Source organism: Micromonospora echinospora, from assembly GCF_900091495.1.
Classification (GTDB): Bacteria; Actinomycetota; Actinomycetes; order Mycobacteriales; family Micromonosporaceae; genus Micromonospora; species Micromonospora echinospora.
Genome location: NZ_LT607413.1, coordinates 7,012,365 through 7,025,665 on the forward strand (window position 1 = coordinate 7,012,365; position 13,301 = coordinate 7,025,665).

The following is a 13,301-nucleotide window of genomic DNA, read 5'->3' on the forward strand; positions in this document are numbered from 1 at the left end:
CCCCGGCCGGGGTGGGAAGGGTCGGGGCGGTGGTGGTGGTCAGCGTCCGGCCCCCTCGCCGAGCCCGGCGACGCCCTCGGCGAGCGCCTCGACACCGAGCACGATCCGCACCCCGGCGGAGGTGGACGAGAAGGGGATGACCACGAACCGCTGCCCCGTCACCGCCCCGAGGTGCCGCAGGGTGGCGTGGCCGGTCAGGAAGGTCCGCTTCGCGGCGGCGGTGTCCCAGGTCGCGTCGACCAGCACGATGACGTCGGGATCGCGGTCGGCGACCGTCTCCCAGCCGCTGTCCGCCCACGACCCGGTCAGGTCGGCGAAGGCGTTGGTGACGCCGGCCGCCGACATGATCATGCCGGGGCCGCCGCAGCAGGCTCCCACGCTCGGGGCGTCGATGCCCGCGTCCCACCAGAGCACGGAGAGCTTCGCGGCGTCGTCGATCCGGTCCGCTGCGGCGGCGAGCCGGGTCCGCTGGTCGGCGATGAGCTTCTCGGCCCGCTCGGGGACGCCGAAGATGGCCGCGATGTCGCGGATCTCGGTGAACACGTGGTCGGTGGTGAGTTTCGCCGGCCGGTGCGGCGCCGGGCAGCCGGCCGGGGAGAGGTACGAGCCGACGCCGAGTTTCGCCAGTTCGGCCCGGTCACCGGCCCCCTCGTCGCCGAAGGCGCTCTGGAAGGAGCCGTAGACGAAGTCCGGCTCCGCCTCCAGCAACTTCTCCCGGGCCGGGTACTCCTTGGCCAGCACCGGCACCGTGGCGTACGCGTCGGCGTACTCGGGCAGGATCGCGTCGTCCAGGTACGCCGTCCCGGCCATCCGGTCGGCCAGGCCCAGGGCCAGCATGATCTCGGTGGCCGGCTGGTTCAGGGTCACCGCCCGCTTCGGCGGCGCGGCCACGGTGACCGGCGTGCCGCAGTTGGTCACGCGCACCGGGGCGGCCGACGTCGGGGCGGTCGCGGGGTCGTCGTCCGCGCCGGCACAGCCGCCGAGCAGGAGGACCAGGGCGGTCAGGGGCGCGGCGGCACGCCGGGACAGGGTGGACCAGACAGCACGCTCGCGCATCGGGATCGCCTTCCAGCACCTCGTGGACGGTTCGTCACAGTGCCGTGGCCGGTCTCCTGGCTGACGGGTGGTGCGTCCGTGGCCGGCCTTCCCAGGCGTACGCCCAGTGGCCTCTCTGACGACGAGGGTCGCGGACTTCCCGATCACAGTGGCGAGGGCCGCGCCGGCATCTCACCGGCTTCCCGAGCACCACGGCAGCGTCACAGTAGCCCTTGCTCCTCCGGAGTGTCACGGTGACGAACGCCACGCCGATGATCGACATATCGGTCCACGGCGGACGACCGGCGCGCCGGATGCCGCAGCGGACGTCGGCCGGGCGGCGGCCGCGCGTACCGGCGGCCCGGCCCGGGCGTCCGGGCTGGACACCCGCTGCGGATCAGCGGCCGGTCAGCGCGCGGAGCAGGCTGCGGATGGCGTCGCGCAGGTCGGCGCGGCTCTCCTCGGTGCCGGGGGTCGGCGCGCTCAGCCCGCCGGTGCCGACCAGCCGGTCGAAGAGCAGGCCGTCGACGAAGGCGAGGAACTGGTCGCCCTGCCGGTCCGGGTTCGCCGCACCGGCTCGGGCGAGGATGTCGCGCGCCTGTTCCCGCATGACGGTGCCGTGCTCGAGGATCTGCCGCAGCTCGTGGTGGTGGGTGGCCTCCAGTTGGCAGGAGTACCGGGCCAGGACCCGGGCGCGGCCGGCGCTCAGCCAGGTGTCGAAGAGCGCGGCGATGCCGGTGGCGAGGCGGTCGAGGTCGGCCGGGGTGACCGGCGGCCGCTCTCCGGCGGGTGCGTCGACCGGCAGCCGGCGGGCGGCGAAGTCGACGCGGTTCAGGTCGACCAGACGCTGCACCACCGCCTCCACCAGGGCGCGGCGGGTCCGCAGGTACGCCGACGTGGTGCCGGCCGGCATGTCGGCCCGGGCGTCGACCGCCCGGTGGGTGAGCCCGCGCATCCCCCGCTCGGCGATCAGCGCGATGGCCGCGTCCGCCAGCAGTTCAACCCGTTTTGCCCGGCCTATCACTGCGCCCCCTCCCTGGTGGTCCGTCGCCGTAGTATGGCTTTCTACACCTGTAGAAGGGTGGCGGGCGTGAGAGGTTCTCAGGCGGTGGTGGTCGGTGGTGGCATCGGTGGCCTCGCCACGGCGGTCGGGCTGCTCCGGGCCGGATGGCGGGTGACCATCCTGGAACGGGCCGCAGAAGCCGGCAGGGTGGGTGCCGGGCTCACCATGATGGCCAACGCGCTGCGCGCGCTCGGGGTCCACCGGGTCGACCCGCGCCGGATCCTGCGGGAGGCGCTGCCGGCGGACATTCTGCACGGCGGCGCGGAGGTGCTGGCGGTACACGGTGACGACCGGGGAGCCGAGGTCGACGTCCGCACGCCGGTGTGACCCGCCACCGCCGCCGCCCGGTGGAGGGGACCGGGCGGCGGCGGTCGGCGTCAGAGCACGTGTTCCCGGTAGCCCCGGACGGAGGCGTCCAGCACCTCCCGGCCGGGGCGGGCCCACACGTCGGCGTGGAAGACCTCCACCTCGATCGGGCCGGTGTAGCCGGCGGCGTCCACCGCCCTTCGCAGCCGGCGCAGGTCGATGCAGCCCTCGCCGGGCAGGGCCCGCCCGAGCAGCACCCCCTCCGGCAACGGGGTGGTCCAGTCGCACACCTGGAACGCCGCGATCCGGTCCCCGGCCCGCGCGATCTGGTGGTAGACCGTGTCGTCCCACCAGACGTGGTACGCGTCCACCACCACCCCAACCGTGCCGGGCTCGAACCGTTCGGCGATGTCGAGGGCCTGGCCGAGGGTGGCGATCACGCACCGGTCCGCGCAGAACATCGGGTGCAGCGGTTCGATGGCGAGGGTCACCCCGGCCGCGGCGGCGTGCGGGGCCAGCTCGGCGATCCCGTCGGCGACCCGCTGCCGGGCGCCGTCGAGGTCGCGGCTGCCCGGGGGCAGCCCGCCCGCGACCAGCACCAGCACCGGGCAGTCCAGGGTGGCCGCCTCCTCGATGGCCCGCAGGTTCTCCGTCCGCCAGTCGTCGGCGGTGAAGAACCCGCCGCGGCAGAGCGAGGTGACGGTGAGTCCGGCGGCCCGGACGAGGCGTGCGGCCCGTTGCGCGCCGTACTCACCGACCGGTTCGCGCCACAGTCCGATGCCGGGTACGCCCGCGTCGACACAGCCGGCGACCGCCTCTTCGAGAGGCCAGTGCTTGGCGGTCGCCTGGTTGAAGGAGAACCGGGCCAGCCCCGCCGCGTGGCCGACGTCCGGCACGACCTGCGGGGCGGTCACTGGGCCACTCCGGCGACGGTGAAGAAGGCCCGGGCCCGCGCGGCGGCCCGTTCGGCGTCGGGCAGCAGTCCGGCACGGTCGGCGAGGACGAGCAGCCGGGCCAGGTGCGCCGGGGACCGGCCGGCCTGCTGCCCGGCGACCATGGTGAAGTGCTCCTGGTGGCCGGTGAGCCAGGCCAGGAAGACGATCCCGGTCTTGTAGTGCCAGGTGGGGGCACCGAACAGGTGTCGGGCCAGCGGCACGGTCGGCGCCATGATCCGCTCGTACGTGTCGAGGTCCCCGGCGTCCAGGGCGGCCAGCGCCGCTCCGGCGGCCGGGGCGATGGCGGCGAAGATCCCCAGCAGGGCGTCGGAGTACCCCTGCTCGTCGCCCCGGATCAGTTCCGGGTAGTGGAAGTCGTCGCCGGTGTAGAGGCGCACCCCGGCGGGCAGCCGGCGACGCAGGGCGATCTCGCGGCCGGCGTCGAGCAGGGAGACCTTGATGCCGTCGACCTTGTCGGCGTGGTCCTTGACGAGCTGGACCACGGTGTCGGCGGCCAGGTCCAGGTCGGTGGCGCCCCAGTAGCCGTGAAGCGCGGGGTCGAACATGTCGCCGAGCCAGTGCAGCACCACCGGCTCGTCGCTGGCCGCCAGCAGTTCGGAGTAGACGGTCAGGTAGTCGTCGGCGCTGGTCGCCGCCGCGGCGAGGTGCCGGCTGCACATCAGCACCGGGCGGGCCCCCGCGGTCAGCACCTCCTCCAGCTGGGCGCGGTACGCGGCGGTCAGCTCGGCCACCGGGTAGCTGCCCGGGGGGAGGTGGTCGGTGTTGACCCCGGCGACGATCCGCCCGCCGACGGACCGGGCCTCGGCGGCGCTGCGGCGGATCAGCTCGCGGGTGGCCGCGTGGTCGAGTCCCATGCCCCGCTGGGCGGTGTCCATCGCCTCGGCGACCCCGAAGCCGTGGGCCCAGAGGTGGTGGCGGAAGGCCAGGGTGGTCTCCCAGTCCAGGGCGGCCGGGGCGCCGGGGACGTTCTCGGCGGTGGGGTCGGCGACCACGTGCGCGGCGGCGTACGCGATCCGGGAGGTCGGTGGGCCGGCGGGGCGGGCGAACCCGGCCCCGCCGCCGAGCCGGTACGTCTCGCCGCCCGGCAGCCGCACCTCGACGGTCATCGGTCCAGCTCCGGCACCTCGACCCGGCGGCCCTCGCGGGCCGAGACCAGGCCCAGCTCGGCCATCTGCACCCCGCGTGCCCCGGCGAGGAAGTCCCAGCGGAACGGCTCGCCGGCGACGACGTGCCGCAGGAACGCCTCCCACTGCACCTTGAAGCCGTTGTCGAACTCCTCGTTGTCCGGCACCTCGGTCCACTGGGACCGGAAGTCCTCGGTCACCGGCAGGTCCGGGTTCCAGACCGGCTTCGGGGTGACCGCCCGGTGCTGGATCTTGCAGCCCCGCAGCCCGGCGACCGCGCTGCCCTCGGTGCCGTCGACCTGGAACTCGACGAGCTCGTCGCGGTTGACCCGGACGCACCAGGAGGAGTTGAGCTGGGCGACGATCCCGCCGGCCAGTTCGAAGATGCCGTACGCGGCGTCGTCGGCGGTGGCCGGGTAGGAGTTGCCGGACTCGTCGACCCGGCGCGGGATGTGCGTGGCGATGACCGTGGTGACCGCCTTGACCTCGCCGAAGAGCTCCTCCAGCACGTACTGCCAGTGCGGGAACATGTCGACGACGATGCCGCCGCCGTCCTCGGCGCGGTAGTTCCAGGAGGGACGCTGGGCGGGCTGCCAGTCGCCCTCGAAGACCCAGTAGCCGAACTCGCCGCGTACCGACAGGATCCGGCCGAAGAAGCCGCCGTCGATGAGCCGCTTGAGTTTGCGCAGGCCGGGCAGGAAGAGCTTGTCCTGGACCACTCCGGTGCGCAGCCCGGCGGCGCTCGCGGCGCGGGCCAGCTCCAGCGCGCCGGAGCTGGTCTCGGCGAGGGGCTTCTCGGTGTAGATATGCTTACCGGCGTCGATGGCCTGCCGGATCGCCTTCTCCCTCTGCTGGGTCACCTGCGCGTCGAAGTAGATCTTGACGTCGTCGCGGGCCAGCGCCGCGCTCAGGTCGGTGGTCCAGTCGGCCAGACCGTGGCGCTCCGCGATCTCGCGGAGCCGGGTCTCGCTCCGGCCCACGAGCACCGGCTCCGGCCAGACGGTGGTGCCGTCGTCCAGCGGGACGCCGCCCTGCTCACGGATGGCGAGCAGGGAGCGGACGAGGTGCTGGCGGTACCCCATCCGGCCGGTGACGCCGTTGAGGATGATGCCGATCGGCCTGCGGGTCATGATCTTCCTTCCACCTCAGGCAAGCGCTTTCCCAAGCAGGGTATGGGCCGCCGACCCGCCGGGCAAGGCCTTTCCCCGGCCCGTTGCCCCGGCGTGCCGGAGCTCACGCGGCTGGGACCGTCCCGGGCGCTGCGGTAACCTGGGGCCGCGCCTCACGGCGCGACCACATCAGCAGAGCAACTCGGGGGTGGCCATGGCGACGCTGGCCGACGTCGCCCGGCGGGCCGGGGTCTCCCCCGCGACCGCATCGCGGGTTATCAACGGCAGCAGCAAGACCGTCACCGAGGAGCTGCGCGACCGGGTGCTGCGGGCGGTCGCCGACCTCCGCTACGTCCCGAACGCCCACGCCCAGCTCCTGGCCCGTCCCCAGCGCAGCGTGGTCGGCGTCATCGTGCACGACGTCTCCGACCCGTACTTCGCCGAGATCACCCGGGGCCTGCAACGGGTCGCGACCGCCTGCGGCAAGCTGCTGATCATCTGCAACAGCTACCGCGACCCGGAACGGGAACTGGAGTACGTCGACCTGCTACGCGGTCAGCAGGTCGCGGCGATGATCCTGGCCGGCTCCGGCTACCACGATCCGAGCTTCACCACCCGCCTCAACGAGCAGCTCGCCGCGTACGAGGCGACCGGCGGCCGGGTCGCGGTGATCGGACGACACGAGCACGCCGGCGACGCGGTGATGCCGGCGAACGAGAACGGCGCCTACCTGCTCGCCCGGGAACTGCTCGCACTCGGTCACCGGCGGATCGGGGTGGTGGCCGGCCCCCGGCTGCTCACCACGACCACCGACCGGCTGGTCGGGTTGCGCCGCGCCCTCGCCGAACAGGATCTGTCCCTGCCCGAGGAGCAGATCCGCTACGCCGAGTTCGACCGGGACAGCGGAGCCGAGGCGACCGCCAGTCTCCTCGACGCGGTGCCCGACGTGACGGCGATCGTGGCGCTCAACGACTCCATGGCGGTCGGCGCGCTGTCGCTGCTGCGGGTCCGGGGCGTGGCCGTGCCCGACCAGGTCTCGGTCACCGGCTTCGACGACATGCCGATCGCCCGTGACGTCACGCCGACCCTGACCACCGTCCGGCTTCCGCTGGTCGAGATGGGCGCGCGGGCGATGACCCTGGCGCTGGAGCCGGGCAAGGTCGGCGACCGGATCGAGGTGCTCGACGCCGGGGTGGTCCTGCGCGACAGCACCGCGCCGGCACCCGCCTGACCGGCCGCTCGGCACCGGCGGGCTCGCCGACCGACGGCCGGCCGGTGTGGTCGGGCAGCAGTCCACGGCCGCCGCGTCCGGACGGCTCCCCCGGCCCCGGGGCGGCTCAGCCACGGGCCAGTTCGGCGAGCCGGTCGATCTGCGCCGGGTCGGCCAACGCGGAGCCGACCGCCACCACCCGTACCCCGGCGGCGAGGAAGTCACCGGCGTTGCCGGCGTCGATCCCACCCGTGGCCACGAAGGACAGTTCGGGCAGAGGCCCGGCGACCGCGCGGAACCACTGCGGACCGAGGCTGGCGGCGGGGAACGCCTTGAGCCACCGCAGCCCGTGGTCCCGGGCCCGCTGCGCCTCGGTGGGGGTGGCCACCCCCGGCAGGTGTGGCAGGCCGCACCCGGTGGCGGCGTCCACCACCGCCGGGTCGAAACCCGGCGCGACGGTGAACGCCGCCCCGGCGTCCGCGGCCTCGCGTACCTGCTCGACGGTGTAGACCGTGCCCGCCCCCACCCGGCGGTCCCGCTCCGCGCCGGCCTTCACCGCGGCCCGCAGGGCGGGCAGCGCGTCCGGGGTGCGCACCGGCACCTCCACCACGTCGATGCCCAGGTCCCAGGCCCGGCCGGCGAGCCGGACGGTCTCCTCCGCCGGCAGGTCGCGCAGGATCACCATCACCCGCGCGCGGCCGAAGACCGGGGCGAAGTCGTGCGGAGACATGGTCATGTCCTCTCGTGGCGGGGTTCGGGCAGGCGCACCGTCGGCCAGCGGTCGGCCGGCACGCCGGCCAGGTCGTCGAGGTGCGCCCGCGCGGTCAGCGGGGCCTGGTCCCCGGGCACCCGCAGGGCGTGCGCGGCGACCAGGTGGCCCCAGCGCAGGGTGGTCACCGGGTCGAGGTCACGCCGCAGCGCGGACAGGTAGCCGGCGGCGAACGCGTCGCCCGCGCCGACCGGCTCGACCACCGGGACGCGCAGCGCCGGCACGAAGCTCACCCGGCCCTCGCGGGCCAACGCGGTCGCGCCCACCGCCCCGTCCTTGACCACCACCACGGACGGTCCGGGCAGGAGCCGGCGCACCGCCGCCGGGTCGGGGGTACGCCACAGCGTCCACGCCTCGTCCAGCCCCACGAAGACCACGTCGGCGTGGTCGGCGAGGTCCCGCAGGACCGGCGCGGCCTGTTCGACCGGCCACAGGCGGGGCCGGTAGTTGACGTCGAAGCTGACCGTGGCACCGGGCAGCGCCCGTGCCACCAGCGCCGCCTCGACCAGCGCCCGGCAGGACGCGGAGAGCACCGGCGTGATGCCGCTGAGGTGCAGCAGCCGGGCACCGGCGACACCGGGGTGGTCGAGCAGCGTCGGATCAAGCCGGGACGCCGCCGAGCCGGCCCGGTAGTAGTGGACGCGGGTCCCGTCGGGGGTCGGGTCCTTGGCGTAGACGCCGGTCGGCGCGTCCGGGTCGACGGTGACCCCGGTGACGTCGACCCCGGCGTCGGCGACGTGCCGCAGCACCATCCGGCCGAACGGGTCGTCCCCGACCCGGCTCGCCCAGGCGACCCGGTGACCGAGCGCGGCGAGGTACATGGCGACGTTGGACTCCGCGCCGCCGACGTGCACCGCCACCCGCTCGGCCCGGTCCAGCGGGACCGGCCCGTCGGGGCTGAACACCACCATGGTCTCCCCGACGGTGACCACCTCCGGGGCCGGTGGGCCGCCGGTCACGGGCGGTCCAGCCGGGCGGCCAGCGCGGTCGCGGCCTCCCGGTCGAGGTGCCCGTCGAGCACCGCGATCCGGTGCCGGCCCGACCGGGAGGCGCCGGCCGGGATCACCCGGGGCGTGTCGAAGGCGAACGCCGCGCACACCCCCGGGTACATGCTGCTGCGGACGAACCACCGGTCGCCGTCGGCGAGACCGGCGAAGAGCAGGGTGTACGCCGCGCCCTCCGCCGTGCTGCCGGCCAGCGCGACCCAGGGCTCGGCGCTGCCGTTGACCCGTTCCTCCCCCTCGGCGAGCGCGGTGAAGACCCGGGGCGGGGTGGCGGCGACGGCCCGCCAGAAGAACCCGCCGTAGCCGGCCCCGCCGGGGCGACCGTTGGTGGCCGGGCTACCGAGGGTGACGTCAGTGTCGTCGGGAGCGGTGAGGGTGTAGTCGAGGCCCAGCACCCAGCCGTCGTCGAGGGCCCGCGCGGCGAGCCGGCGTCGCTCGGTGAGCAGGACCCCGCCGTCGCGGTCGCACCACTGCAGGCGGTGCTCCAGCCGGTCGGGGTCCCGCAGCGCCCAGTCGACGTGGCGGATCCGCCCGTGGTCCTCCCGCCAGGTGTAGCCGGTGCCCCGGACGTAGGTCCGCCCGCCCCACAGGTTGGTGCCGTTGACGTCCTGCACGGTCAGGGAGGCCCCGAGGTGCCAGACGTGGTCGGCGGGGAGCGCGTCGGTGACCGCCGTGCCGGCCAGGGTCCGCACCGGGTGCAGGTAGGGACGGGGGCCGTGGGTGGCGTCCAGGGCCGGGGCGAGGACGTACCGGGCCACCTCCCGCTCCCCCACCAGCAGGCGGGGGTCGTCCGGGTTCCCCGGGTCGACGTCCGGCCGGGTCGGCCGGCGCGGGTCGGACAGATGGTCGCCGGGCGGCGTTCTGGTCGTTCCGGTCACGGGTGCTCCCATCGGGTCGCCGGAAGACGACGGCTCACGGCGTGCAGGGCGGCCACGGCGTACCCGGCGAGGACCGGCACCGCGACCGGGTGGACCAGGACGGTGAGCAGCAGGACGATCGCCGCCACCGCCCCGGTGCCGGCCCAGAGCGCCGGCCGGTCGAGGCAGGACCGGGCGGCGGTCCGGGCCGCCGCCCGCCAGCCCCGACCGCCGGTCCGGCCGACCTCGACCACGGCCACCGCGGCGTACCCGAGGGCTGCGGCCACCACCACGGCGGTGACCAGCATCATCGGCGGGCCCCCGGGCACCGCGCCCCGGGCCAGGGCGGTGAGGTCCAGCACCACCAGCGCGGCGACGGCCAGGGCCAGCAGGGTCACCGGTACGCCGGGCAGGAGCGCCCGGCCGTACCGGCGCAGGTTGTCGCGCGCCGACGGCCACGTTCCCGTGGTCAGCCAGTCGTGCACCGCCGCGCTGGCGCATGCGACGGCCGCCCCGGCGGTCAGCACCGGCAGCGCGGCCAGGACCAGGGCGAAGCCGAGCACCGCCAGGTCGCTGGCGTCGCGGGCGGTGTCCCGCCAGTCCCGCCGGGCGGGCGCGTCGACGCTCATCACCTCACCCCTTCAAACCGCTGGTGTTGATGCCCTCGACCAGCATCCGCTGGAAGGCGACGAAGAACAGGAACACCGGCAGCAGGGAGAGCACCGACATGGCGAACATCGGCCCGACCGCGCTCTGGCTGGTGGAGTCGATGAACAGGGTCAGCGCCACCGGGACGGTGTAGTCCTGGAGTTCGGAGAGGAACACCAACTGCCGGAAGAAGTCGTTCCAGGTCCAGATGAACGAGAAGATCGCCGTGGTGACCAGCGCCGGTCGGCTCAGCGGCAGGATCACGTGCCGGAAGATGCCGAAGGAGCTGGCTCCGTCGATCTTGGCAGCCTCGTCCAGCTCGCGGGGGATGCCCCGCATGAACTGCACCATGAGGAATACGAAGAACGCCTCGGTGGCCAGGAACTGCGGCACCAGCAGGGGCAGGTACGGCCAGTCGCCGCCGACCATGCCCATGCTCCGGAAGAGGATGTACTGCGGCACGATCAGCACGTGACCGGGGAGCAGCAGCGTCCCGATCATCACGGCGAACCAGACGCCCCGCAGCTTGAACCGCAACCGCGCGAAGGCGTACGCGGCCAGCAGGCAGGAGACCGCGTTGCCGACCACCGACAGCAGGCTGACCATGGCGCTGTTCAGGAAGAACCGACCGAAGCTGACGTCGAAGTTGGTCCACCCGTCCCGGTAGTTGCCCGGGGTGAAGACCTCCGGCAGCAGGCCGATGTTGTTGACGATCTCCTGCTGGGACTTCACCGACGTGCCGAGCATCCAGAACAGCGGGTAGAGCACCACGCCCAGGATCGCGACCAGCACGAGCAGGCGTACCGTCTGCCGGCCGGCGCCACCGCGCCGCCGGACGGCCGCCGGGGTTGCGATCGCCGTCACCGGTCCTCCCCGTCCGAATAGTGCACCCAGAACCGACCGGTGCTGAAGAAGACCACGGTGATGATGGCGATGGCGATGAGGAAGACCCAGGCCATCGCCGAGGCGTAGCCCATGCTCAGGTCGGTGAACCCGGCGATGTAGAGGTTGAGCGTGTACATCAGGGTCGAGTCCACCGGCCCGCCGGTGCCGTTGCTGAGCACGAACGCGGCGGTGAAGCCCTGGAAGCCGTTGATGGTCTCCAGCACCAGGTTGAAGAAGATCACCGGGGAGAGCATGGGCAGGGTGACGTTGCGGAACTGCCGCCACTTGTTGGCCCCGTCGACCGAGGCCGCCTCGTACAGCTCGGTCGGGACCTGCTTGAGGCCGGCCAGGAAGATCACCATGGGCGCGCCGAACTGCCAGATCGCCAGGACCATCAGGGTCTCCAGCGCCCAGTCGGGGTCGTTGACCCAGGGCTTGCCCTCGATGCCGAACAGGCCGAGCAGCGAATTGAACGCGCCGTCCCGGTTGAACATGTTCACCCAGACGATGGCGAGCGCGACACTGCCGCCGAGCAGCGACGGCAGGTAGAACAGGCCCCGGAACAGCCCGACCCCGCGCCAGGCGTGGTTGAGCAGCAGGGCCACCCCGAGCGCGGCGGCCAGCTTGAGCGGGACCGCGATCAGGGCGAACTTCAGGGTCACCTGGACCGCGTGCCAGTAGGACGGGTCGCTGGTGAACATGCGCTCGTAGTTGGCGAACCCCACCCACTCGACCTCTGACCAGGGGGTCAGGATGTCGTAGTTGGTGAAGCTCAGATAGAGCGACAGGAGCATGGGGATCGCCGTGACGGCCATCAGACCGATGAGCCAGGGCGACAGGAAGACGTAACCCGCCAGACCTTCGCTGTTCCGGAATCCGCCGGCCCCGCGCCGGTTGGCGTGGGGCCGGACGGATCCGGTGCCGCGGCGGGTCGGGTCGGGCGCGGTGGTCAGGGCCACGGGCCGACTCCTTCCGAACGTTGGCGGGTCAGGCGATGGCGGACTTGCAGGCGTCGACGAACTGCTTCGCCGCCTCGGCCGGGGTGGCCCGCCCGTACTGGGCGTTCTCCGCGGCCTTGGTCAGCTCGGACCGGACCTTGCTGTGCCCCTTGATCGGCACCTGCGGTGCCGCGCCGAACTTCTGCGCGAGGTCCGACTCGACCTGGATGGACTGCTTCATGGCCGGGTCGGAGACCGCGTCGCTGACCTGCTTGCGCAGGTCGAGGTTGGAGGGCAGTCCCCGGTCGGTGCCGAGGATCTTGACCGCCTCCGGGTCGTTGGCGAGGAAGTTGAGCACGTCGACGGCGACGTCCTTGTGCTTGCTGCCCCGGAACACCGACCAGTACATCGAGGCGCGGGCCCACTGGGCGCTCGGGTCGCCCGGGTACGCGATCACGCCGAGTTCGTCCTTGGTGTTCTTCTTCAGCTCCGGCATCTGGTTGACCCAGACCCAGGAGGTCGCCGCCTTGCCGGTCACCACGAGCTGCTTGGTGATGTCGGTGGCGTTGCCCTCGTGGATGACGTCCGGGGTGGGGGTCGCCCTGCGGTCCCGGGCGCCCTTCCACAGCTCGAACCACTTGGTCACGTCCTCGACGGTGAAGCCGAGGTCGGAGCCGTTGTAGAGGTCCTTGCCCTGCTGGCGCAGCCACACCCAGAACGCCTTGTAGTCGGCGCTCGGGTCCTGCGTGCCGAGCTTGGTCTTCTTCGCGACCTGCTCGGCCCAGGCGATGTGCTCCTCCCAGCTCTGGCCGGTGGTCGGCTCGGGCAGGCCGTTCTTCTGGAGGAGGGTCTTGTTGTAGACCAGGCCCTGGGTGTTCTCCCCGGCGGCCATGCCGGCCAGCTTGCCGTCCACCACGCCGTACTGCCAGAGGCTCTCCGGGAACTTCGACACGTCGAGGTCCCCGTCGTCCTTGTACTTCGTCAGGTCGAGGGTGGTGTTACGGCCGGCGTACTCCGACAGGTAGTTGTCGTCGATCTGGAAGATGTCCGGCGGGTTGCCGCCCGCGGTGAGGGTGGCCAGCTTGTCGAAGTAGCCCTGGTTGGCCTGCCAGGTCTTCTCGAACGTGACGTTCGGGTGCTTCTTGGTGTAGAGGGCCAGCGCCTCCTCGGTCAGCTTCGCCCGGGCCTCGCCGCCCCACCAGAAGATGGAGAGCTTGACCGGGGCGTTCGGGTCGGAGCTGGGCGCCTCGTCGTCGCCGCAGGCTGCGGCACCGAGCACCAGCGGCGCGGCGACGACCGCCGCGAGCAGGCCGCGAAGCAGGCGACGGCGGGGAGTACGGTGGGAAGGCCCGGGGGGCGGGCCGGCGGTGGGGGTGGTTGCGGGGTGCATGTGCGCT

The 13,301-nt window shown here is 73.2% G+C and carries 14 protein-coding genes and 1 riboswitch; of the genes, 2 read left to right on the forward strand and 12 right to left on the reverse strand.

The annotated features are described in order from the left end of the window. Window positions 1-39 precede the first annotated feature (39 nt). Together GA0070618_RS29750 and GA0070618_RS29755 are read right to left on the reverse strand one after the other, a co-directional pair. Window positions 40-1,056 carry an ABC transporter substrate-binding protein gene (locus tag GA0070618_RS29750; protein ID WP_088984592.1) on the reverse strand — a complete coding sequence of 339 codons (1,017 nt, stop codon included), beginning with the start codon at window positions 1,054-1,056 and terminating at the stop codon, window positions 40-42. Between the two features lie 29 nt (window positions 1,057-1,085). Beyond that, a riboswitch (cobalamin riboswitch) is annotated at window positions 1,086-1,265 on the reverse strand. A 167-nt stretch (window positions 1,266-1,432) separates the two neighbouring features. Further along, complete coding sequence (locus GA0070618_RS29755; protein ID WP_088984593.1) at window positions 1,433-2,059, reverse strand: TetR/AcrR family transcriptional regulator; 627 nt, start codon at window positions 2,057-2,059, stop codon at window positions 1,433-1,435. A 66-nt stretch (window positions 2,060-2,125) separates the two neighbouring features. Here GA0070618_RS29755 and GA0070618_RS29760 point away from each other — a divergent pair, with 66 nt between their 5' ends. After that, window positions 2,126-2,425, forward strand: a complete 300-nt coding sequence (locus GA0070618_RS29760) for an FAD-dependent monooxygenase (protein WP_231931510.1) — start codon at window positions 2,126-2,128, stop codon at window positions 2,423-2,425. 50 nt (window positions 2,426-2,475) lie between these two features. Here the strand turns inward: GA0070618_RS29760 and GA0070618_RS29765 are convergent, their stop codons facing one another. From GA0070618_RS29765 to GA0070618_RS29775, 3 genes are read right to left on the reverse strand one after another with little or no spacing between them, the layout of a single operon-like run. Continuing rightward, window positions 2,476-3,318 (reverse strand): sugar phosphate isomerase/epimerase family protein, encoded by an 843-nt coding sequence (locus GA0070618_RS29765; protein ID WP_231931511.1) that lies wholly within the window; start codon window positions 3,316-3,318, stop codon window positions 2,476-2,478. Continuing rightward, window positions 3,315-4,466 (reverse strand): dihydrodipicolinate synthase family protein, encoded by a 1,152-nt coding sequence (locus tag GA0070618_RS29770; RefSeq protein ID WP_088984595.1) that lies wholly within the window; start codon window positions 4,464-4,466, stop codon window positions 3,315-3,317. Before GA0070618_RS29770 ends, GA0070618_RS29765 begins: the two co-directional genes overlap by 4 nt. After that, window positions 4,463-5,614, reverse strand: a complete 1,152-nt coding sequence (locus tag GA0070618_RS29775; RefSeq protein WP_088984596.1) for a Gfo/Idh/MocA family protein — start codon at window positions 5,612-5,614, stop codon at window positions 4,463-4,465. The genes GA0070618_RS29770 and GA0070618_RS29775 overlap by 4 nt, the downstream gene beginning before the upstream one ends. 193 nt (window positions 5,615-5,807) lie before the next feature. Here GA0070618_RS29775 and GA0070618_RS29780 point away from each other — a divergent pair, with 193 nt between their 5' ends. Continuing rightward, window positions 5,808-6,824 (forward strand): LacI family DNA-binding transcriptional regulator, encoded by a 1,017-nt coding sequence (locus GA0070618_RS29780; protein WP_088984597.1) that lies wholly within the window; start codon window positions 5,808-5,810, stop codon window positions 6,822-6,824. A 106-nt stretch (window positions 6,825-6,930) separates the two neighbouring features. Here the strand turns inward: GA0070618_RS29780 and GA0070618_RS29785 are convergent, their stop codons facing one another. Genes GA0070618_RS29785 through GA0070618_RS29815 form a run of 7 tightly spaced genes read right to left on the reverse strand, consistent with a single transcriptional unit; the run spans window position 6,931 to window position 13,294 of the window. Then, window positions 6,931-7,539, reverse strand: coding sequence for a bifunctional 4-hydroxy-2-oxoglutarate aldolase/2-dehydro-3-deoxy-phosphogluconate aldolase (locus tag GA0070618_RS29785; RefSeq protein ID WP_231931512.1), 609 nt, complete (start codon window positions 7,537-7,539; stop codon window positions 6,931-6,933). Beyond that, window positions 7,536-8,531, reverse strand: coding sequence for a sugar kinase (locus tag GA0070618_RS29790; protein ID WP_231931513.1), 996 nt, complete (start codon window positions 8,529-8,531; stop codon window positions 7,536-7,538). The genes GA0070618_RS29785 and GA0070618_RS29790 overlap by 4 nt, the downstream gene beginning before the upstream one ends. After that, a complete protein-coding gene (locus GA0070618_RS29795; protein ID WP_231931514.1) occupies window positions 8,528-9,454 on the reverse strand; it encodes a DUF6807 domain-containing protein in 927 nt (308 codons plus the stop codon). Before GA0070618_RS29795 ends, GA0070618_RS29790 begins: the two co-directional genes overlap by 4 nt. Then, on the reverse strand, window positions 9,451-10,062 hold the full coding sequence (locus tag GA0070618_RS29800) for a hypothetical protein (protein WP_088985940.1): 612 nt from the start codon (window positions 10,060-10,062) through the stop codon (window positions 9,451-9,453). The genes GA0070618_RS29795 and GA0070618_RS29800 overlap by 4 nt, the downstream gene beginning before the upstream one ends. 4 nt (window positions 10,063-10,066) lie before the next feature. After that, window positions 10,067-10,945: a carbohydrate ABC transporter permease gene (locus GA0070618_RS29805; protein WP_088984600.1), complete on the reverse strand. Its 879-nt coding sequence runs from the start codon at window positions 10,943-10,945 to the stop codon at window positions 10,067-10,069. Next, window positions 10,942-11,925, reverse strand: coding sequence for a carbohydrate ABC transporter permease (locus GA0070618_RS29810; RefSeq protein WP_088984601.1), 984 nt, complete (start codon window positions 11,923-11,925; stop codon window positions 10,942-10,944). Before GA0070618_RS29810 ends, GA0070618_RS29805 begins: the two co-directional genes overlap by 4 nt. A gap of 28 nt (window positions 11,926-11,953) precedes the next feature. Beyond that, window positions 11,954-13,294, reverse strand: a complete 1,341-nt coding sequence (locus GA0070618_RS29815; protein WP_088984602.1) for an ABC transporter substrate-binding protein — start codon at window positions 13,292-13,294, stop codon at window positions 11,954-11,956. Window positions 13,295-13,301 lie beyond the last annotated feature (7 nt).

What these genes read in the sequence shown, in the direction of transcription:
- GA0070618_RS29750 (WP_088984592.1), bottom strand. Translation starts at nt 1,056, where the DNA reads ATGCGCGAGCGTGCTGTCTGGTCCACCCTGTCCCGGCGTGCCGCCGCG.
- GA0070618_RS29770 (WP_088984595.1), bottom strand. Translation starts at nt 4,466, where the DNA reads ATGACCGTCGAGGTGCGGCTGCCGGGCGGCGAGACGTACCGGCTCGGC.
- GA0070618_RS29775 (WP_088984596.1), bottom strand. Translation starts at nt 5,614, where the DNA reads ATGACCCGCAGGCCGATCGGCATCATCCTCAACGGCGTCACCGGCCGG.
- GA0070618_RS29780 (WP_088984597.1), top strand. Translation starts at nt 5,808, where the DNA reads ATGGCGACGCTGGCCGACGTCGCCCGGCGGGCCGGGGTCTCCCCCGCG.
- GA0070618_RS29785 (WP_231931512.1), bottom strand. Translation starts at nt 7,539, where the DNA reads ATGACCATGTCTCCGCACGACTTCGCCCCGGTCTTCGGCCGCGCGCGG.
- GA0070618_RS29800 (WP_088985940.1), bottom strand. Translation starts at nt 10,062, where the DNA reads ATGAGCGTCGACGCGCCCGCCCGGCGGGACTGGCGGGACACCGCCCGC.
- GA0070618_RS29815 (WP_088984602.1), bottom strand. Translation starts at nt 13,294, where the DNA reads ATGCACCCCGCAACCACCCCCACCGCCGGCCCGCCCCCCGGGCCTTCC.